The 19,405-nt window shown below is 60.5% G+C and carries 15 protein-coding genes; 6 read left to right on the top strand and 9 right to left on the bottom strand.

Annotation, left to right across the window (positions count from 1 at the left end; all coding sequences use genetic code 11):
* Positions 1–128: 128 nt before the first annotated feature.
* Positions 129–338, top strand: a complete 210-nt coding sequence (locus D1224_RS09250; protein ID WP_119379592.1) for a hypothetical protein — start codon at positions 129–131, stop codon at positions 336–338.
* Here D1224_RS09250 and D1224_RS09245 read toward each other — a convergent pair.
* The 6 genes from D1224_RS09245 to D1224_RS09220 all read right to left on the bottom strand — a co-directional run bounded on the left by D1224_RS09245 (position 335) and on the right by D1224_RS09220 (position 4,984).
* Positions 335–547 (bottom strand): helix-turn-helix transcriptional regulator, encoded by a 213-nt coding sequence (locus D1224_RS09245; protein ID WP_119379591.1) that lies wholly within the window; start codon positions 545–547, stop codon positions 335–337. The two genes, D1224_RS09250 and D1224_RS09245, sit on opposite strands and share 4 nt — an antisense overlap.
* Positions 540–977: a hypothetical protein gene (locus D1224_RS09240; protein WP_119379590.1), complete on the bottom strand. Its 438-nt coding sequence runs from the start codon at positions 975–977 to the stop codon at positions 540–542. Before D1224_RS09240 ends, D1224_RS09245 begins: the two co-directional genes overlap by 8 nt.
* 76 nt (positions 978–1,053) lie before the next feature.
* A complete protein-coding gene (locus D1224_RS09235; protein WP_119379589.1) occupies positions 1,054–1,290 on the bottom strand; it encodes a DUF2164 domain-containing protein in 237 nt (78 codons plus the stop codon).
* Positions 1,287–2,030, bottom strand: a complete 744-nt coding sequence (locus D1224_RS09230; RefSeq protein ID WP_119379588.1) for a phosphodiester glycosidase family protein — start codon at positions 2,028–2,030, stop codon at positions 1,287–1,289. The genes D1224_RS09235 and D1224_RS09230 overlap by 4 nt, the downstream gene beginning before the upstream one ends.
* A gap of 156 nt (positions 2,031–2,186) precedes the next feature.
* Positions 2,187–4,070: an ABC-F family ATP-binding cassette domain-containing protein gene (locus tag D1224_RS09225; protein WP_119379587.1), complete on the bottom strand. Its 1,884-nt coding sequence runs from the start codon at positions 4,068–4,070 to the stop codon at positions 2,187–2,189.
* Positions 4,071–4,102: 32 nt separating this feature from the next.
* Positions 4,103–4,984, bottom strand: coding sequence for an acyl-CoA thioesterase (locus D1224_RS09220; protein WP_119379586.1), 882 nt, complete (start codon positions 4,982–4,984; stop codon positions 4,103–4,105).
* A gap of 137 nt (positions 4,985–5,121) precedes the next feature.
* Between D1224_RS09220 and D1224_RS09215 the strand changes: the two genes are divergently transcribed.
* The gene (locus D1224_RS09215; RefSeq protein WP_233350467.1) at positions 5,122–6,906 is read left to right on the top strand and encodes a long-chain-acyl-CoA synthetase; all 1,785 of its coding nucleotides are present in this window, start codon (positions 5,122–5,124) and stop codon (positions 6,904–6,906) included.
* Between the two features lie 94 nt (positions 6,907–7,000).
* Here the strand turns inward: D1224_RS09215 and D1224_RS09210 are convergent, their stop codons facing one another.
* Together D1224_RS09210 and D1224_RS09205 are read right to left on the bottom strand one after the other, a co-directional pair.
* The gene (locus D1224_RS09210) at positions 7,001–9,529 is read right to left on the bottom strand and encodes a ligase-associated DNA damage response DEXH box helicase (RefSeq protein ID WP_119379584.1); all 2,529 of its coding nucleotides are present in this window, start codon (positions 9,527–9,529) and stop codon (positions 7,001–7,003) included.
* A 50-nt stretch (positions 9,530–9,579) separates the two neighbouring features.
* Positions 9,580–11,049, bottom strand: coding sequence for a serine hydrolase domain-containing protein (locus D1224_RS09205; protein WP_119379583.1), 1,470 nt, complete (start codon positions 11,047–11,049; stop codon positions 9,580–9,582).
* Positions 11,050–11,161: 112 nt separating this feature from the next.
* On the opposite strand from D1224_RS09205, the gene D1224_RS09200 reads away from it, so the two are divergent.
* The 4 genes from D1224_RS09200 to D1224_RS09185 all read left to right on the top strand — a co-directional run bounded on the left by D1224_RS09200 (position 11,162) and on the right by D1224_RS09185 (position 15,426).
* Positions 11,162–12,193 (top strand): ligase-associated DNA damage response exonuclease, encoded by a 1,032-nt coding sequence (locus D1224_RS09200; RefSeq protein WP_119379955.1) that lies wholly within the window; start codon positions 11,162–11,164, stop codon positions 12,191–12,193.
* A gap of 72 nt (positions 12,194–12,265) precedes the next feature.
* Positions 12,266–12,952 (top strand): hypothetical protein, encoded by a 687-nt coding sequence (locus tag D1224_RS09195; protein ID WP_119379582.1) that lies wholly within the window; start codon positions 12,266–12,268, stop codon positions 12,950–12,952.
* A gap of 72 nt (positions 12,953–13,024) precedes the next feature.
* Positions 13,025–14,668 carry a cisplatin damage response ATP-dependent DNA ligase gene (locus D1224_RS09190; protein ID WP_119379581.1) on the top strand — a complete coding sequence of 548 codons (1,644 nt, stop codon included), beginning with the start codon at positions 13,025–13,027 and terminating at the stop codon, positions 14,666–14,668.
* A 5-nt stretch (positions 14,669–14,673) separates the two neighbouring features.
* Entirely contained in the window at positions 14,674–15,426 is a 753-nt protein-coding gene (locus D1224_RS09185; protein ID WP_119379580.1) for a hypothetical protein, read from the top strand.
* A 3-nt stretch (positions 15,427–15,429) separates the two neighbouring features.
* On the opposite strand, the gene D1224_RS09180 is transcribed toward D1224_RS09185, so the two are convergent.
* A complete protein-coding gene (locus D1224_RS09180; protein ID WP_119379579.1) occupies positions 15,430–19,284 on the bottom strand; it encodes a peptidoglycan-binding protein in 3,855 nt (1,284 codons plus the stop codon).
* Positions 19,285–19,405 lie beyond the last annotated feature (121 nt).

Below are 19,405 nucleotides of genomic sequence, written 5' to 3'. Positions count from 1 at the left end.
GATGGGGAAGATGCGCGGGAAAGTCCAAGCTTGCGTGCGGGAACTATAACCTTAATAATGTGTTAGGATTTTGAATGAAGCCCGTAGCGGGTGGCTAGGGGTGTTCCTGATCCAAGAGGGCTAAGCTGATGGGTAAATTTCTTTCCGGGCTGATCGTACTGATCGCTGCAATCTTTCTGATCATCCTCCTATACTTCCGCATTGCAGAAGGATCCTTTGAAGGTGCTGGCGAGCGTATGGACGAGTTCCTGGGCGCGGCCGCAGAAGAGACCGGAGAAGCCACGCGCAACATCGTCAACGAAGCTGACGAAGCGCTTGAAGGCGACGACGAGTACTAGTCGCGCAGACTGAACAGATCCTCGACCCGGCAGTCCAGCACGCGCGCAAGCCTTAGTGCCAGGACGGTTGTCGGGACGAAGATCCCGTTTTCAATCGTATTAATGGTCTTGCGGCTGACTGAAACCTTGGCCGCAAGATCTGCTTGCGTGAGACCTGCTGCCTGGCGGTAGTCTTTGAGCGCTGTCTGCAAGTCAGGATGATCAGGCATCGCGGCCCTCAAGCCTAGCGAAGGCGAGCATGGGCCCGGCGACGCCCGCGACCAGGACAAGCTGTGCTGCCACATTGCCTTCTATCGTGAAGAATAGTGACGCCGTGAAGACGATCGCAGCCGTGACGAGCATCACCCAGTAGCCTGTTCGGAACGCACGCATCCGATTTTGTTGCACGAGTTCATCATCAAGCGCTGCGCGCGCTTCAGGCGGCGCACTTTTCACGCCGCGCTGACGCATCAGAATAACGAGCATCGCCGCCCAGAAGGCAAACGCGAACAGGCTGACGACACCGGTCACTCGCCTGTCGCCCCCGGCGAAATCACTAAACATCTGAAGACCTGCCAGCTGCCAGATTACAAAGGCAATCGCCATAAAAATCAGCACGCGGCGGCGCTTGCGGGACAGTTTCTCGACTTCATCAGACATTTCAGCCCTCCATGTAACATCAAGGTTACACACTTACCAGACTGCAATGTAACGTCAAGGTTACATTTTGAGCCGATCAGTTTTCTTCGGCATGGACCTCCCCGTCGAGGTCATCGAGCTTGCCCTCAAGGTGAGCGCGCACGTCTGCTACCGCCTGATTATAGACGGTCGGGCCCAGCGTACGCAGCATGAGGTCGAGGATCTCGCTTGCCCGAAAATCGCTCAGGGTCTCCTCGAAACTGGAGGAAAAGAGCGACTGAAGATGAGCAACCAGGGCGTCGCAGCGCTCGTCAGAAAGCTCTATCTTCTTCATTCCACGACACCGACGATGGGCCCCATATCCGCGCCCTGCTCATCACGGCTCATCGCTGGCGCATAGATGCGCGAGACCTGCCCGTCGAGAAACAGCGCGTCCGGCACTTCGAGGCGGTCCCGGAAAAGGCTCGCGAAATCGTGGAAAGTGACAAGCGTGTCCGAAATGGCGAAGTGGACTGTGCGGCCATCGGCACTGACGCCGACGCCGTTACGGCGCTTGCGGGAGGTGCCATCGGGATTGAGCGCTGGATGAATATCCCCATCGATCACCAGCATTGGCCCGGACTGGGTCGCGTATTCAGGATCCCGACCCTCTTCGAGATAGGTTTCGGAGACGGAGATGCCGGCGCGCCCACTCTCCAGCCAGAAGACGCCATTCGGCTTCATGTGGAAGTTTCCCGGCCCTTCATTCGTATTGACGCTGGCCCGGTCACCGTCTTCTGCGCGCAGGTAACCAACGGGCTGGCGCCCCTCGTGATACATCCCGCCATTCATCGCGAAGACGAGAGTTTCGCCGCGCGCTTCCAGCGTATCGGCCAGCGCGCTGAACTGGAGATATTGGCCATCGCCTGCATCGGCATAGAAGAGGCGGATATCATCGCGGTCCGCGCGGAAAGTGCAGACAGTATAGGGAAGGGAGCGGAACGTGATGGAGCGGCAGTAGTCGCCACTCTCTTCCGGCAGGGCGACATCGCAGGCCGGAAGGGTCACCGCTGCAGCAAGCAGCGCGATTGACATGGCCGTCGCTTTTGCTGGTCTGCGCAATTTGAGGGGCCCTTCTACCGGTTTGGGGACGGCATGCGCCGCGAATTCACAACAGGGTATGGAGCATCGCCAACCGGCGAAAGTCTCCAATATCAGGTTGGCCGCCAAGCCATGGCCGAATTATGGCCATCATGCACTGGAGGCTGCTTCGAACTCCTCGCTGGCGGCAAGCCAGCTTTCTTCAGTTGCATCAAGCGCGGCGTTGAGCCGGTCACGCGATTTGCCAAGTGACACCGCCCTTTGGGGATCGTTGTCGTAGAGCGTCGGGTCCGCGAGCTCGGCGTCGATATCGGCAAGCTCCTTCCGGATTTTCACCATCTCGCGCTCAGCCGCAGAAATGCGTTTTCGGATGTCGGCGGTGGCGCGGCGGATTTCACTATCGGACCGCTTTGGCGCAGGTGGCGGCGAGGGCGCAGCAGGAGCGACCGGCGCATTTTTCGAAGCGGCCCGGTCGGCCTGAAGCACCAGGGCCCGATAATCCGAAAGGTCACCATCATACGGCCCGGCCCGGCCCTCATTGACCAGCCAAAGCCGGTCAGCCGTCGCTTCTGCGAGATAGACATCGTGGGTGATGAGCAGGACAGCACCTTCATAGTCATTCAGCGCATGAATGAGCGCTTCGCGGCTGTCGATGTCGAGGTGGCTGGTCGGCTCATCGAGGATCATTATGTGGGGTGACTTCAAAGCCATCAGGCCAAGCAGGAGGCGCACCTTCTCACCGCCCGAAAGCTTCTCGACCTTGGTTTCAGCCTTGTCGCGGTTGAAGCCGATATTGGCAACGATGGACCGGACCTGCCCGTCGGTCGCCGTCGGGCGCATGCGGCGCACATGGTCGAGTGCGTTATCGCCAACGCTAAGCTCATCGAGCTGGTCCTGGCTGAAATAGCCGACTTCGACCTTGGGCGCGGCAACCCGGTTGCCATCGATCAGGCCGAGCCGGCCCGCAATTGATTTTACCAGCGTCGACTTGCCCTGCCCGTTCGCCCCGACGATGGCGATCCGGTCATCATTGTCGACGCGCAGGTGCACGCCGCGCAGGACCGGATTGTCCTCGGCATAACCAAGATCAGCCTCATCCAGAACAAAGAGCGGCGAGGCGAGTTGGTCGGGCGCAGGAAATTCGAAAGGGTGGGTGCGCTCTGCAAGCGGGATCACGACTTCCTGCATCTTTTCCAGCATCTTGATCCGGGACTGGGCTTGCGTCGCCTTTGAGGCCTTGGCGCGGAACCGGTCGACAAAGCTCTGGAGGTGGGCGCGGTCCTTGTCCTGCTTTGCCTTCTGGGCTTCGAGCTGGGACAGCTGTTCAGCGCGCTTTTTCTGCCAGCTATCGTAATTGCCGGGATGCACGGTGAGCTTCTGGCTTTCGAGCGCCAGCGTGTGCGTCACGGCATTGTTCAACAACTCGCGGTCATGGCTGACCAGCAGGACGGTATGCGGATACTGTTTGAGATAGCTCTCAAGCCAGGCCGCGCCCTCGAGGTCGAGATAGTTGGTCGGCTCATCGAGCAGCAGAAGGTCTGGCTCGGCGAAAAGGACGCCAGCCAGCGCGGCGCGCATCCGCCAACCGCCGGAAAACTCGCGGCAGGCACGGGTAAGGTCTGATTGCGTAAAGCCAAGCCCGGTCAGGATGGAAGCCGCGCGCGCCTCGCCGGACCAGCCATCGATGGCCGTCAAACGCTCATAGACGTTCGCAAGCTCCTGCGGATCGGTGACGGTCTCTGAGTCATGCATCAGCTGGGCAAGTTCGGTATGCGCGTTCAGCGTTTCGGACAGAATGGTGCGGTCGGAGGCCTCGACCTCCTGGGCGACCCAGCCGAGGCGTGCGGCCTTGCCGATCCGGATGGCGCTGTCGGATTCGTCATCGGCTTCGCGGATAAGGCGCAGCAGGGTGGACTTGCCCGTCCCATTGCGGCCGATGAGACCCACTTTCCAGCCCGCCGCGAGGGTCGCCGAGGCATCCTCCAGCAGCGTGCGGCCCTGAATCCGGTAGGTGAGATTGTCGATCGTTAGCATGAGGGGCCTGCTAGGCCGTCAGGCCAGCGACATCAATCCTTCTTGCGCGGCTTTAGCTTGCGCATCAGGCCTTCCTGCACAGTTGAGGCAACCAGCTGGCCATCCTGGGTAAAGATATTGCCGCGGTTGAAGCTGCGACCATTGCCAGCTTTCGGACTATCCATCGCATAAAGCAGCCACTCATCGGCTCGCACAGGGGCGTGAAACCAGATGGCATGGTCGAGGCTGGCCGTCATCAGGTCCTTGTTAATCCAGTGTAGTCCATGGGGGCGCAGGCTGGAGCCGAGAAGGTTCATGTCACTTGCCCAAGCGACAAGGCAGTGATGCATAGCCGGAGAGGCGTCGACTTTTCCGTCAGTGCGGAACCAGACATGGTTCACATCCGACTTCGGCTTCGGGTTGAACGGATTGAGACCGCTGATTTCCTTCATTTCGAAGGGCTGAGGACGCATCCAGTGCTTGAGCTGCTCGTCGGAGATCTTGTCCTTGAACTGTTCGGCCAGCTGCTGGCGCGACATCAGCTCATCAGGCTGTTTGACCTCTGGCATGTCGTGCTGGTGATCCCAGCCATCTTCATGGACGTGGAAGGACGCCGACATGTTGAGGATCTGCTGGCCATGCTGGATGGCAACGACGCGGCGGGTCGTGAAGCTGCCGCCATCGCGGGAACGGTCGACCTCATAGATGATCGGGATCTTCGGATCGCCTGGCCGGATGAAATAGGCATGCAGCGAATGGCAGTGGCGATCATCGCCAACCGTGCGATAGGCCGAGGCAAGCGCCTGCGCGATGACCTGTCCGCCATAGACGCGTGGCCGGTCGGCTTCGTCATCTGGCGTAAAGCCCCTGAAGAGGTCGACCTCCAGACGCTCGACATCGAGGAGGTCTAACAAACCGGAAACAGCATCCGTCATATTCGATCTTCTTTCCCATCAGGCCTTAACCAAGCCGCGTCTATCACTGTCACTGGTGACTGAAAACAGGCGCGCGGGCCATAAGCAGCAAACAAAGACTGCACCCTGACGCGCCAGAGGCAAGGGTGTTGATGGTGATGAGACTGCTCAAATCAGCCGTACGTGAGGCCAAAACTGTGCGCATCTTGCTGCGCGCGAAGAAGTGGCGGGACCCGGTCACGAATGAATCGACCGAACTTCTGGCCGACGACCTCGAAGCGGCCGTCGATTCCTATCGCGATAATCTGGCCTTCATCTTTGAAGGACGAACCACCAGCTATGGCGAGCTGGACGAGCAAGCCAACCGCTTTGCTCATTGGGCGCTTGGCGAAGGCCTGAAGGCGGGCGACACTGTCGCGCTCTTCATGGAGAACCGGCCTGATTATGTGGCCGCCTGGTATGGCTTTTCGAAGGTCGGCGTTGTGACGGCGCTAGTGAACGCCAACGTCACCGGCGAGGCGCTGGTTCATTCGCTAAAAACGGTTGGGCCAAAACTGATCATCACAGGCACCAGGCAGGATCGCGCGATGCGCTCGCTTGAAATGGTGCAAATCCGCCAGCCGGTCTGGACGCTTGGCGGCGAGGTTGGGTCACCCCTGGCCGTCGAACTGGCAGCGCAGTCTTCTGAGCGCCCGGACCGCAGCCACCGCGCACATCTGACGAATGCCGATATCGGCCTCTACTCATACACATCCGGTACAACGGGCCTGCCAAAGGCCGCGAAGATGTCGATTGCGCGCGTGCGAAACATGATGCGCAGCTTCATTTCTCCACTGGAGATGGGAGAGAAAGACAGGGTTTACATCACCCTGCCGCTTTATCACGGCACAGGTGGTCTCTGCGCGGTGGGTATCGCGCTGTACACCGGTGCCTCAATCCTGCTGCGTGAAAAGTTCTCCGCCAGCCGCTTCTGGAATGATTGCGCTGATTTCGGCGTGACCACGATTGTCTATATCGGGGAGCTTTGCCGCTACCTTCTAAATCAGCCTGCCCATGCCAAGGAGCGCAAGCACAAGGTTCGCAAGGGCTTTGGTAATGGCCTGCGCTCCGAAATCTGGGGCGAGTTCAAGTCGCGCTTCAAGATCCCGACCATGATCGAGTTCTATGGCTCGACCGAAGGGAATGTGAAGCTGATGAACTTCGATGGTGAGACGGGCGCGTGCGGACGCATCCCGCCCTATGCTGCCAAGTATTTCGATCACATAGCCTTTGTGAAGGTCGATCCGGAAACAGAGAGGCCACTTCGCGCTGAAGATGGCCATTGCATTCGCGCCGGCCGCGGCGAGACGGGTGAAGCGCTCGGTCGTATCGGCGACGATATGGAGACCCGGTTCGAGGGCTATCATGACAAGCGCGCCTCCGAAGCAAAAATTCTGCGCAATGTTTTCGAGGAAGGCGATGCCTGGTTCCGGACCGGCGACCTGATGCACCTTGGCGACCATGGCTACATCTATTTCGTTGACCGGCTGGGCGACACCTATCGCTGGAAAGGCGAGAATGTCTCGACCAATGAGGTCGCCGATGCGCTAGCTGGTGTGCCGGGGGTCGAGACAGCAAATGTCTATGGCGTGCCGATCCCGGGCGCTGATGGCAAAGCCGGCATGGCCTCGATCACGACCACTGGCTATCTCGATTACAAGGATGTGCTGGACAAACTGTCCTCTCGCCTGCCGAAATATGCGGTGCCTGTCTTCATCCGCGAACAACAGGAAGCCTCCACCACCACGACCTTCAAATATCGCAAGAGCGACCTTGTGAAGGATGGCTTTGATCCCGAGCGCGCCGGTGAAAATGTCTGGTACTTTGATCCAGAGACCGGAACGTATGAGCTGGTGACGCCGGAGACCTATAAGAAGATCGCGTCCGGTGGAGTGAAGTTCTAGGCGCCCAAGAAGTTTCTTCCTTCGAAAGGCTCAGGATTAGGCCCATGGGGCGCTTGGCGAATCTTCATCCTGAGCCTGTCGAAGGATGAAGCGGCTAGCGCCCCATCGCTTCCTGAATGATGTCCATTTCAGCTTCGCGCAGGATGGCGTCGGTGACGCCTTCAGCATTCACGCGTTCGCGGCCAACCTCGAGCATGACGGGGACGGCGAAGGGGCTGATCTTCTTCAACGGACGGTGATCGATCTTGCCGCGAATGCGCGCCAGCATGTCCGACAGGCGGCGAATGTCCAGAAGACCCGTGGCGGCGTCCTGACGAGCCGCTTGCAGGAGAATGTGGTCCGGCTCATGACTGCGCAACACGTCATAGATGAGATCGGTTGAAAAGGTGACCTGACGGCCCGTCTTTTCCTTACCGGGCAAGCGGCGTGCGATAACGCCTGAAATCTGGGCGCATTGGGCAAAAGTGCGCTTCATCAAAGGACTTTCGTCCAACCATTCCTCCAGATCGTCGCCCAGCATATCCGGGTGGAAGAGCCCGTCCATGTCAATCGAGCCCATATCCTCCATCGCCCATATCGCCATGGCATATTCCGAGGCGACAAAGCCGAGCGGCTTGGCCCCTGCCCGCTCCAGCCGACGGGTCAGAAGCATGCCCAGCGTCTGGTGCGCGAGACGACCCTCGAACGGGTAGGTGACGAGGTAGTGGCGACCCGCACGCGGGAAGGTCTCTACGAGGAGATGATCCGGCGGTGGGATTTCAGACTTTTCGCGCTGGACTTCAAACCATTCGCGGACCTGGTCCGGAAGGCCTGACCACTGGTCCGGGTCATGGATCATGTGGCGGACGCGATCAGCGAGGAATGTGGTGAGCGGAAACTTGCCGCCATTATAGGTCGGGATGGCTGGCTTGTCGGTTTTCGCGCGTGTGACGAGTACATCAAGCTCCGACACACCAAGGAAGCGAAAGATTTCGCCCGCGAAGAGAAAAGTGTCCCCCGGCGTGAGGGTTGAGATGAAGTATTCCTCGATTTCACCGAGTTTGCGCCCTGCCCGCATGGTGCGCTGATCGCCGCGTACTTTCTTCAGCTCCTCGCCGCCTGATGCCTGGCCGACCTTTCCGACAAAGCTTGCAAGACGGACATTCATAAGCTGTGCTTCGACAATAGCGCCGACATTCATGCGATGCTGCTGGGCGTCGCGCGCTGTCCGGACCCGCCAGACCCCGTCGCGGCCGCGCACGATGCGTTTGAACCGATCATAGGTTTTCAGCGCGTAACCGCCGGTGGCGACAAGATCGACGACACGCTCATAAGTCTCCCAATCGAGGCCTTCATAGGGCGCCGCCCGGCGAATCTCATTGAAGAGTGGATCCAGTTCAAAACCGACGCCGCAGGCCCGGCCCATAATGTGCTGGGCAAGGACATCGAGCGCGCCGAGGCGCATCGGTTCGCCATCAATCTCTCCAGCTTCGACCGCGGCTTCCGCGGCGCGGCATTCAAGGATTTCAAACCGGTTGGTTGGCACGAGCAGCGAGCGGCTAGCCTCATCCATCCGGTGATTGGCGCGGCCGATGCGCTGGATCAGGCGGGCGGCGCCTTTCGGCGCGCCCATCTGGATAACAAGGTCGACCCCGCCCCAGTCGATACCGAGGTCGAGCGTCGAGGTGCAGACCACGCCTTTGAGCACGCCTGCGGCCATCGCCGCTTCCACCTTGCGGCGCTGTTCTCGCGCAAGTGAACCGTGATGGAGCGCGATGGGCAGCGCGTCTTCATTAGCTCGCCACAGCTCCTGAAACAGCATCTCTGCCTGGCTGCGCGTGTTGACGAAGACGAGCGCCATCTCCGCTTCCTTGATGGCGTCGTAAACCTCAGGCACGGCGAAGCGGCCCGAATGACCCGACCATGGGATGCGTTCCCGCGAGACGAGGATGTCGATGTTGGCGCTTGTGCCACCTTCTGCGCGAATGAGCGCGGTGGACCGACTGTCCCGTTTCGGAAGCCAGCTTGCGAGCTGTGCCGGATCACGGACCGTCGCCGAAAGTCCTATGAAGCGGCAGGCTGGAGCCCATTCAGCGAGCGTTGCGAGGCCGAGAGAGAGAAGATCGCCGCGCTTGGAGGCGGCGATGGCGTGGATTTCGTCGATAATCACGCATTTGAGGTCCGAGAAGAACTCATCCGCATGATCTGAGGCGAGGAAGAGCGCGAGCTGCTCCGGTGTTGTCAGCAGGATGTCCGGCGGATTGGACCGTTGGCGCTGGCGTTTCGACTGCGGCGTGTCGCCGGTGCGGGTCTCGATACGGATGTTGAGGCCCATCTCGGCGACGGGTGTATTCAGATTACGCTCAACGTCGGTTGCCAACGCCTTGAGCGGCGAGATGTAGAGCGTGTGAAGCGCGGGGCGGCCTGAATTTGATTTGGGCCGCTCTGACAGTTCGATCAGGCTGGCCATGAAGCCTGCCAGCGTCTTGCCGCCGCCGGTCGGAGCGATCAGAAGGGCGCTGTCGCCCGCGAGCGCTGTTTCAGTGAGGTCAAGCTGATGGGCACGCGGCACCCAGTTCCGACTGGCGAACCAGTCGGAGAAGCGGTCAGGCAGGCTGAAATCTGGTCGCGCAGCGTCCGGCATGGGCTAGGACATAGCGCGAACAGTGCACTCCTGCGAACCCGGTGGCTGGATTAGTTGTAGCCAGCCTCAGCCGCCGTTGCCTCTGCCTGCGCATCCAGTCTGTCCGTGTGACCCTGATTGATCGCGGAGATGACATCGCGGGTGAATGCGGCGATGTCGAACCTGCCGCCATCGGCTGTATCGAAACCGCGGCGCACGATGACCATGTCGAGCGATGGGATGATGATGAGATACTGTCCGCGATTGCCGAAGCCGGCATAGGTATCGGCTGGCACACCTTGAGATCGGTCCATCAGCCAGAAGCTGCCACCATAGCCGAAGGGGCTGGAGGCACGGTCGGGCTGTGCACCGCCGGACGAGGATACGAAGTCGGTCCAGCCTTCGGCGAGAATACGTTCATCGCCCCACATGCCATCCTGCAGGTAAAGCTGGCCAAGGCGCGCCATGTCGCGAGCGGTCATCCAGATCTGGCTGGACGAGATGAAATCCCCTGCCCAGTCGGTCTCGAGGACGGTGTTCATTGCGCCGATCTTCCAGAGGACGCTTTCATATGGAAAGCCCCAGAATGCGCTGTCATCGTCCATGGTTTCCCGCAGCGCGCGCATGGCGGCGAGCGTGTCGTAATTGGAGTATTTGAAGCGCTCGCCCGGCGTGATCTCCAGCGGGTTCACGAACGCGGTGTCGGTCACGAGCGCGCCGCCGAAATAGGTGCGGTCCGTGCGATTGCCTGCGACACCGGAATCGAGTCCGCTCGCCATCTGCAGCACATTGCGGAGCGTTATCTCGCCGCGCGGATCGCCATTGCGCGACCAGGCGTCGAGCAGTGGGGCGCGGTCCAGATCAATGAGGCCCTGCTGAACAGCGGCCCCGATGACACTGGCGGTCAATGATTTCGCGACTGACCAGGTGCGCTGCGGCGTCGTTGCATCAATTCCGCGGGCATAGCGTTCAGCCATGATCTGCCCATCCATGAGGACCAGAACGGCGCTGGTCCTCGTGTCGTCACCATAGGTCTCACCATCAAAAGCAGTCCGCACAGGCTGTTCGAGACGCGCAGCGTAGGGCGAGGCATCTATGAGCTGAACCGCCTGACCAAGCGCGGTCGAGCTGTCGCGTTGGCGCATCGGGAATTCGTCAGAAAAGCGCGGGAGGACGTCGACATCATCAACGCTGGCGCCAATCGGCAGCAGTGAGCAACCAAAACCTTCGCGCCACGCCGCAATGCGCGGCGGTTCGCCGGGGGCGTAACGGACCGCAACGGTGCGAGACCGATCAGAAATGTTAGCTTCAGACGTGGAGCGCATGGGCGCGCGATAGTCGGTGTAGATACCGTCGAGCTCATTATACTCGATTTCCGCGCGGCCCTTATTGGCTGTGAATGTCGCCGAGCAGGTGAAGAGCGCCTTGTAGCCTGCTGCGAGCGCTTTCTGCATGATCTCTGTTTCACCGCCCTCCTGAGACTGGGCAGGACCTGCGGCAAGCGCGGTTACGATCAGGGCCGAAAGAAATAGGCGTCGCATTCGAGGTCACTCCGATTGCCGGGCAAGGGGATAGAAGCTCGACTGTCTCCCATGCGGAAAAGGCAGAAACATGGCGGGAAACACCGAACATCGCGACCTATATAAAGGAGCGATGATCAGACCCGATTTGCTTCTCCATCCCACGCCGAAGGGACTTTATTGCCCGCCCGGTGACTTCTATATCGACCCGGTGCGCGGCGCGGTCGACCGCGCCGTGGTGACGCATGGCCATGCTGACCATGCCCGCGCTGGCCATGGCGCCGTTCTCGCCACACCTGAAACGCTCGCTATCATGGACGCGCGCTATGGCGAGGAGTTTACAATAAGCCGCCAGCCGGTCGAGTATGGTGAGACGGTAGAAATTAACGGCGTCACAGTCTGGATGTCGCCTGCCGGCCATGTGCTCGGTTCTGCGCAGGTGGTCGTCGAATGGAAAGGTCTGCGCATGGTCTGCACAGGCGACTATAAGCGCCGGCGTGACCCGACCTGCAGGCAGTTCGAGCCTGTGCCCGATACGCATGTCTTTATCTCCGAGGCGACGTTCGGCCTGCCAGTCTTCAAACACCCCGACACCGATGGCGAAATTCGCAAATTGCTGGACAGTGTCGCCATGTTCCCTGAGCGCACGCACCTTGTCGGCGTCTATGCGCTCGGCAAGGCGCAGCGGGTCATCAAGCTGCTGCGCGAGGCGGGATATAACGAGACGCTCTACATTCACGGCGCACTGGAGAAGCTCTGCAAGCTTTATGAGGATCATGGGATCGCGCTCGGGCCGCTGGAAACCGCGACGCTGGAGACATCAGAGCGCGGCGCGCAGGAGCGGTTTCGCGGCAAGATCGTGCTCGGCCCGCCCTCATCCTTTCACGACAAATGGGGACGGCGCTTTCCAGACCCCCTGCCCTGTTTCGCCTCTGGCTGGATGAGCGTGCGCCAGCGCGCCAAACAGTCAGGTGTAGAGCTGCCGCTCATCATTTCCGATCATGCCGACTGGGACGAGCTGACCGATACCGTGCGTGAGGTGGACCCGGAGGAGTTATGGATCACCCATGGCCGCGAGGATGCGCTGGTGCGCTGGGCCGAACTGGAAGGCCGTAAGGCGAGGCCGCTGCGCCTCGTCGGCTATGAGGATGAAAGCATCGACTGAACCGTCTTTGAAATTGCTGGCTGCGCCCGACCAAAGGGCCTAGACTGGGCGGCGCGCTATGGGGGACGCAATTTGCCGAAGTATCGAGAGCTCAACGACGTTCAGCTGATCGACACGCTGAAGCGCCTTGAAGCGCGCATTCACGAGCGCTTTCCGGATAGAGGACTGGCCGGGGTAGCTACAGAACTTGTTGCTCTTGCACCAAAAGTTGCGAAGACCGCGCGCTCACTGAGCAGACCTAATCTGCTTCTACGACTGTTTGTTCTCATTCTCATGGCCACAGGCATCGGTCTGGTATTCCTGCTCGGACGAGCGCTCGATTTCAACGGGGTTGAGTTACAGGGGCTCCAGTTCTTTGCTGGTCTCGAAGCCCTGCTGAATGTCACTATCCTGTTTAGCGCGGGTATCTGGTTCCTGCTCACACTGGAGACCCGGACGAAACGCCGGCGCGCGCTCGACCAGTTGCACGAGCTTCGCTCGGTCGCACACGTCATTGATACTCATCAGCTGACCAAAACGCCTGTATCGGTCCTCGAAGGCAGTAAACGAACCGCCTCAAGTCCGGCGCGCGATATGACGCCGTTCCAGCTTCGCCGCTATCTCGATTATTGCAGCGAGATGCTGTCGCTGACTGGAAAGCTCTCCGCACTTTACCTCGCTCATTCGCGTGATGCCATCACGATACAGGCCGTCAACGAGGTCGAAGAGCTAACGAGCGATTTTTCGCGCAAGATCTGGCAGAAGATTGCCGTGATCTGACAGGCTGCTGGCATGAGGCCCGCTGGCACACCTGCCTCTGTCATTGTTTGAAGACCCTCCTATGTCTTCTCGATGCAGGCCTTTTCCGACCTTCTTGAACGGCTGATCCTGACCGCTTCGCGCAACACCAAGATCGAGCTGATGGTGAACTATTTTCGCCAGACGCCGAACCCGGCGCGCGGTTGGACGCTGGCGGTGCTGACGGGTGAGCTCGACATACCCGGCGTCAAAGGCGGGTCGATCCGCAGGCTGATCGAGGACCGCGTCGACCCTGAGCTGTTTCGTATGTCGTATGACTATGTCGGCGACCTTGCCGAAACAGTGAGCCTGATGTGGCCCGGGACGCGCGGCGCAAACCGCATCCCACCAATTGACGATGTGATCGAGGCACTGCTCGGCGCAACGAGGGCAGAGGGCGAGCGGCTGGTCGCTGGCTGGCTGGATATGCTGGAGCCGCCGCAGCGCTGGGCCCTGATCAAGATGGTAACGGGCGGGCTGCGCATTGGCGTGTCGGCGCGGCTTGCCAAGGTAGCGCTTGCCGAAATGGGCGGCGTAGAGCCTGCGGAGATTGAAGAAATCTGGCATGGGCTCGCCCCGCCCTATGAGAGCCTGTTCGACTGGCTGGATGGCAATGCAGAAAAACCCTCTCCAGACATCAAGGCGCCCTTCAGGCCAGTCATGCTGGCCCACCCCCTGGTGACGAAAGACAAACGGGATGACCCCGACGCCGTCGACCCGGCCATGATCGACCCTGACATTTTCGCGGCGGAGTGGAAGTATGACGGCATCCGCGTGCAAGCGGTGTCGGAGCGCGGCGTACGACGTATCTACACGCGCACAGGTGATGACATCTCTCACACCTTTCCCGATGTGCTAGCCGCGATGGAGTTCGAAGCGGCGATTGATGGTGAGCTGCTGATCCGCGCCCCTAATGGAGAGGTCGCCCCCTTTAACGAGCTGCAGCAGCGCCTCAATCGCAAGACCGTCACCAAGAAGCAGATGGAGGCGCGACCAGCCATGATCCGCGCCTATGACATACTGGTAGAGGGCGATGAGGATCTTCGGACCCTGCCTTTCTCTGAGCGGCGCAAGCGGCTGGAAACTTTCGTGCAGAAGTCATCCAGCGAGCGGATCGACCTCTCGCCACTGGTTCCAGTGACAAATCTCGAAGCTTTGGAAGCCGCGCGCAACAAACCGCCCGCGCCCGAGATTGAAGGCCTCATGCTGAAGCGCTGGGACAGTGTCTACCAAGCCGGGCGTCCGACAGGCCCATGGTATAAGTGGAAGCGCGATCCATTCCTGATCGATGCTGTGATGATGTATGCGCAGCGCGGGCATGGCCGCCGCTCCAGTTTCTACTCCGACTTCACCTTTGGCGTCTGGCGAGAAGGCGAAGACGGCGACGAGATTACGCCCGTCGGCAAGGCCTATTTCGGTTTCACGGATGAGGAACTGAAACAGCTCGACAAGTTTGTGCGAGAGAACACGATCGACCGTTTCGGGCCGGTGCGATCCGTGAAGGCAAGCAAGGAAAAGGGCCTTGTTCTCGAAGTCGCTTTCGAAGGGCTTCAGCGCAGTCCGCGACACAAATCAGGCCTTGCCATGCGTTTCCCGCGCATCAACCGCATCCGCTGGGACAAGCCGAGCGCCGAGGCCGACAGACTGGAAACGCTCGAAAAAATGCTTCCGGCTGACCCGCTTTCAGATAAAGGCTGATACACATGAGCCGGAAAATTGGCATCGCCTTGCTGATCGTCGCCATTGCGCAGTTTCTAGCGCCGACCCTGCCCGCCATCGGCATAGGAGAGCCGATCGGAAGCCGCGGCGATGTTGCTATCAGGCCACCCGAACTGCCGCCCGGCCTATTCTTCTCGATCTGGGGCGTGATCTTTTTCAGCTATCTGGTCTTCGCGCTGCTGAGCCTATGGAAACCCGGTTATCTCGAACACCAGCTGGCTATTCCTTTATTGCTAGCTGGTGCCGGGAACGTCATCTGGATGGTCAGCGCGCAATCCATCGCCAATCAGTATGCTGATTTCGGGCTGTTGCTTCCTATCCTCGCCTGCAGCTGGCTCGCGGCACGGCGCCTTCACAGGATGGGCGGTTTCGATGGGACGCTAGCCCGCCTGAATGCCTGCGCCCTCGTCGGACTTTTCTCAGGCTGGATCACGGCTGCGGTGTCAATCTCGGTCGCGGCGACATGGCGTGAGGTAGCCGGCCTCGGACCCAGCGATCATGTCTGGATATCGCTATGGCTCGCCCTGCTCAGCGCTGGCCTGCTTGCATGGGGCTTCGCCAGCCGCATCAGCGCAAGCCTCTTTTACTTCGCCGCTCTTTGCTGGGGCATTGCAGGGATCGTGGTCAACAATTGGTACCTGACAGACTTGCACTGGCTGAGTGCCACAGCGGCGCTGTTCGGCCTTTACATATTGTGGCGCAGGTTTCGCTATGGCGCGCGGCCAGCGTTCGAGTGAGGTCTAGCTCTTCGCCTCAGCGATACGCGCATTCAGGCTGTCGATAAGCTGCGGCGAGACATTGCCTGACTCATTCAGCCCGTTCTCCCGCTCATAATTGCGGATAGCCGCCTGCGTGCCCGCGCCGAGCACACCATCTGCCGGGCCCGGCTCATGGCCAAGGGCCGCCAGCGCATTCTGGACGCCGACAATCTGCTGGGGCGAGGCAACTCCCTGCGAACCCTGTTGAGGGAAGATTCCGTTTGCGTCGCGTGCCGGACGGCTTGGCGTCCAGCCGGCAGCACGCGCGCGGATCTGCGCCGCCTGCTCCTGACCGACCGCGCTGGAAAGTTCAGTTACTTTTGGCGGAGCTTCGCTGTCGCCCTGATTGGCGGCGACGGCATACCAGTAGAGTGCTTCTGCCGGGTTTTCGCTGACGCCCAGGCCAAGCTCATGCAGGACGGCGAGATTGTACTGGCCATCGGTTACACCAAACTCGGCTGCCTTGCGAAACCACTCCGCAGCGCCGGCATAGGTCTGCGGACCGCCTTCGCCTTCGGCATAATAGACGGCGAGGTCGTACATGGCTTTGACGTTGCCGCCGGCCGCACCGCGTTCTGTCCATTCGCGAGCCTTCTCGAGATCGCGAGGGACGCCCAGGCCGGACTCGTGCAGCTTGGCCAGACGGTATTGGGCGGCAGCGAGACCCTGCTCTGCCGCGCGACGGATCATGGTCGGCCCTGATGTATAATCGCCTGCTTCCAGTTGGCGCTCACCCAGCTGGTACTGCGCAATCGCGTCACCGCCAGCGGCAGCCTGTTCGAGCGACTGGCCCTCAGGGATCAAGGCAATTTCGGCGAGCGTGGGTCGTGCCGGTTCTGGCGCGGCCTCAACTGGCTCGGTTTCGGCAGGGTCACCGACGCCTGCGAGGCTCTCTTCTGCCGCTTCGGAGTCGTCGACCGACGACGTAGCATCTACAGGCAGCGTTCCTTCGAGCTCCTCAGTGGCTTGCGAAGGCTGCATGGAATTAACGGTTTCAGATGATGCTGCAGAGGTTTCGCTCTCCGCCGCAGAGATATCTTCATCAGCCGACCCGGCCTGACCGGCCTCTTGCGAGGTATTGATTTCAGATGGCGCGCCCGCATTGGCGGGTACAGAGACCGACGATCTGGTTGCAATCTGAGGGCGGTCGTCGGCGAGGATCATGTCTTTGCCGAAGAAAAAGCCCGCCCCGACTGCCACGATTGCAACAGCGGCGGCAGCAGGGATCAGCGGGAATTTGCCCGACTTTTCCGCACGCGGCTCAGCCTTCCTGCGGCCGCGTTTCGGCGCTGCCGTCTTCTGAGGCGTGGCATCGTTAGCACTGAGTGCCGCCTGGCGCGCGCGGCTGATATAGTCATTCCCGCCGCCCCGGCTCTGCGCCGCTGGTGGTTGTGTGCCCCAGTCCAGATCGGCAGGGTCTTCTTCATAGGTAAGCTCTTCACCCGTGAAGGGCTCATTGTCTGCCTCATCGAAGTCCTCAAACTCCGCGAAGGGGTCGCTCGTCTGTGGCTCATCGGAAAGGTCGGTCTCGTAGTCAAACGCATCGCGGCTCGTGACAGGTGGCGGCGCGGTGCGGCTGTCTTCGTCGAAACCGAAAGGCTCATCGAAGGATGTCTCATCGGGCGCGTGACGGCGCGCGGCCTGTGGCGGCGGCGCGGTCGCGACGTCGTCCTCGTCCTCTTGCGACATGAAGGCGGCGAAGTAGTCGTCGTCTGCTGCCTGGCGTGGGGAGTCGCTCTTGCGCACGCCCTTGGTACGCGGCGCTGCTGCATCCTCGAACGCCTCGAGCCTGGCCGCGAGCGAGGCAATCGCCTTCTGCACGGGCGAGAGCGAGTTGGCGGAGCGCTCCTGAATTTCTTCCATCCGGTCGGACACGCCGCTCAGCGCATCGGACAGGCGCTTCTGCTGCTCCGTGCGTTCTGATTCTATGGACTGCTCAAGATCGCGCAGAGAGCGTTCCTGGCGAGCCTGGAGCCGCTGCGACACGCTGGAAACCTGCTCGCCGACCTGTTCAATCGCCTTGGCGCTGCGCTTTTCACTTTCATCGACACGCGCCTCGAATTGCTCAGACATCTGCTTCATCTCAGCGCTGATCTTTTCGAGTATGGCATCGCCCTGACCGTCGGCATTGCCGAGCTGGAGCGTCACCTCGTGAGAAAGCGCGTGCATGTCGGCGCGCACCGCTTCGATCTGGGCGGCGTAGTCACGGTCTTCGACCTGCTGCAGGCGCTTGCCCAGGTGGTCAGACATCTGACCGATCTGTTCCGAGACCCGCGCGAGTGTGGTGGTAGAGGTTTTCTCATTCGCAGAGAGGCGCTGGCGGATCGCGGCAACAGCTTTCTGGACCGTCTCAATCGTCTCCGGCGCGATTGCATTTCGCGTAGCAGCGTCGACCTGCCCACGAAGCTCTGTAAGTTCCCTTACGGCTTTGTCGTGGTTCGCTTCCATGCGTTCGCGAAGCTCGCTGAACGCCTTTGGAGAGACAGCATCCTTGGCCTCGAAGCGCTGGCGGAGCGTTTCAAGAGCTGCCTGCGACGCATTCCAGTTGGTATCGACGCGCTTGGCGAGATCATCGACAGACGTCCGCGACGTGTGGCCAGAAGATTCCATGTCTTGGCGAAGGGTCGCGATGGCGGCGAGCGCATTGGAGTCCTTCCGGTCCAGCGCGTCAGCGAGGTTGGAGAGCGAATCCTTTAGCGCATCAATCTGCTCAGGGCGCGCCGCCTTGGTGGTGGCCGCATCGATTTCACTGGCGAGTTTCTCGCGGGTGCCCTCGATGGAGGCGCGAAGTTCCTGGGATAGCCCTTCGAAGCGGCTTTCGAACTGCTTGCGAAGCGCCATGGCTGTGTCTGGCAAGGCTGTGTTGGCAAGTGCGCTGACGCGTTCGCTGAGCGTGCCGAATGTCTTGTCGATCTTGTCGAGCGCTTCATTGGTCTGGGATTCGGCCCGGTCGAGACGCGCCTGCAGGGCATCAACCAGACCTTCCATCGAGGTCAGGGACTTGCTGGTCGTGGTCTCTACGGTATCGAGGCGGCTGGTTACATCGTCGAGGCGTGCGAGGCGCTGAGCGACATTGGTTTCAAGATCGCTGAACCGGCTGGACAGATGCTTGGTCGCGCCCTCGGTGCGAAGCTCGGCTTGCTCGATCTTCTTCGCGAGACGGGCTGCGGCCTCGTCCAGCGTCTTGTCGATACGTCCCTCGACGCCCGATACGCGGCCACCGAGCTCCTCAAGGCCAGTTTCGACACGTCTGCGCATATCGGCCGAGTTGTCTTTCTGGCGCGACGTTTCCTCATGAATGTGAGAGGCGAGTTTGCCGAGCGCGCGTTCCAGCGACTTCAGCGCTTTTACATCGCGGCGGCCATCACCGCCATTTTCGAGCGATTCCAGCTTTGACCGGAGCGCATCATGTGTCGAACGGATGTCCTCGATCACTGTCTCATAGTTGCTAGAGAGACCATCGGTGCGACGTTGCGCATCTTCGAGGCGTTCAGTGAGGCTCATGATCGACCGATCAATACCGCTGAGCGCCACTGCGGATCGCGCTTCTACGGCTTCAAGCCGACCAAGCAGATCGCGAACGAGGCCTGCAGAGCCCGCCCCCGGATAGTCGCCGCCACCGCCGTCGCCGCCGCTGGCTGCGAGGCGCGGTGCGTCGGCCGAACGGGAGCTTGCGCCAGATCCACTGACCGGTCCGCCGGAGCTGTCGGCTTCCATCTTGAGCATACGGTTAATGTATTCGCCAATGGTGAGACCCTCTTCGCGGGCCGCTTCCCGTGCAGCTTCGCGCGCGCGTTCGTCGCTCCCCTTCACGCTCCAGGGCCCGTAGTTTGACATACGCGAACTCCTCAATTCCGGGGCAGCGCTTCTGCAGAAAGCGCATGCCGGATCACCGTATTCATCCACCGATGCCGAGGTTCGTCTTAAAAGGTCGTTAAAATGGTAAACAGATTAGCCA

Source organism: Henriciella barbarensis, assembly GCF_003576345.1.
GTDB lineage: Bacteria > Pseudomonadota > Alphaproteobacteria > Caulobacterales > Hyphomonadaceae > Henriciella > Henriciella barbarensis.
This window is presented reverse-complemented; position numbering and strand designations above follow the sequence as displayed.

What these genes read in the sequence shown, in the direction of transcription:
- D1224_RS09250 (WP_119379592.1), top strand. Translation starts at nt 129, where the DNA reads ATGGGTAAATTTCTTTCCGGGCTGATCGTACTGATCGCTGCAATCTTT.
- D1224_RS09245 (WP_119379591.1), bottom strand. Translation starts at nt 547, where the DNA reads ATGCCTGATCATCCTGACTTGCAGACAGCGCTCAAAGACTACCGCCAG.
- D1224_RS09240 (WP_119379590.1), bottom strand. Translation starts at nt 977, where the DNA reads ATGTCTGATGAAGTCGAGAAACTGTCCCGCAAGCGCCGCCGCGTGCTG.
- D1224_RS09235 (WP_119379589.1), bottom strand. Translation starts at nt 1,290, where the DNA reads ATGAAGAAGATAGAGCTTTCTGACGAGCGCTGCGACGCCCTGGTTGCT.
- D1224_RS09230 (WP_119379588.1), bottom strand. Translation starts at nt 2,030, where the DNA reads ATGTCAATCGCGCTGCTTGCTGCAGCGGTGACCCTTCCGGCCTGCGAT.
- D1224_RS09225 (WP_119379587.1), bottom strand. Translation starts at nt 4,070, where the DNA reads ATGCTAACGATCGACAATCTCACCTACCGGATTCAGGGCCGCACGCTG.
- D1224_RS09220 (WP_119379586.1), bottom strand. Translation starts at nt 4,984, where the DNA reads ATGACGGATGCTGTTTCCGGTTTGTTAGACCTCCTCGATGTCGAGCGT.
- D1224_RS09215 (WP_233350467.1), top strand. Translation starts at nt 5,122, where the DNA reads ATGAGACTGCTCAAATCAGCCGTACGTGAGGCCAAAACTGTGCGCATC.
- D1224_RS09210 (WP_119379584.1), bottom strand. Translation starts at nt 9,529, where the DNA reads ATGCCGGACGCTGCGCGACCAGATTTCAGCCTGCCTGACCGCTTCTCC.
- D1224_RS09205 (WP_119379583.1), bottom strand. Translation starts at nt 11,049, where the DNA reads ATGCGACGCCTATTTCTTTCGGCCCTGATCGTAACCGCGCTTGCCGCA.
- D1224_RS09200 (WP_119379955.1), top strand. Translation starts at nt 11,162, where the DNA reads ATGATCAGACCCGATTTGCTTCTCCATCCCACGCCGAAGGGACTTTAT.
- D1224_RS09190 (WP_119379581.1), top strand. Translation starts at nt 13,025, where the DNA reads ATGCAGGCCTTTTCCGACCTTCTTGAACGGCTGATCCTGACCGCTTCG.
- D1224_RS09185 (WP_119379580.1), top strand. Translation starts at nt 14,674, where the DNA reads ATGAGCCGGAAAATTGGCATCGCCTTGCTGATCGTCGCCATTGCGCAG.
- D1224_RS09180 (WP_119379579.1), bottom strand. Translation starts at nt 19,284, where the DNA reads ATGTCAAACTACGGGCCCTGGAGCGTGAAGGGGAGCGACGAACGCGCG.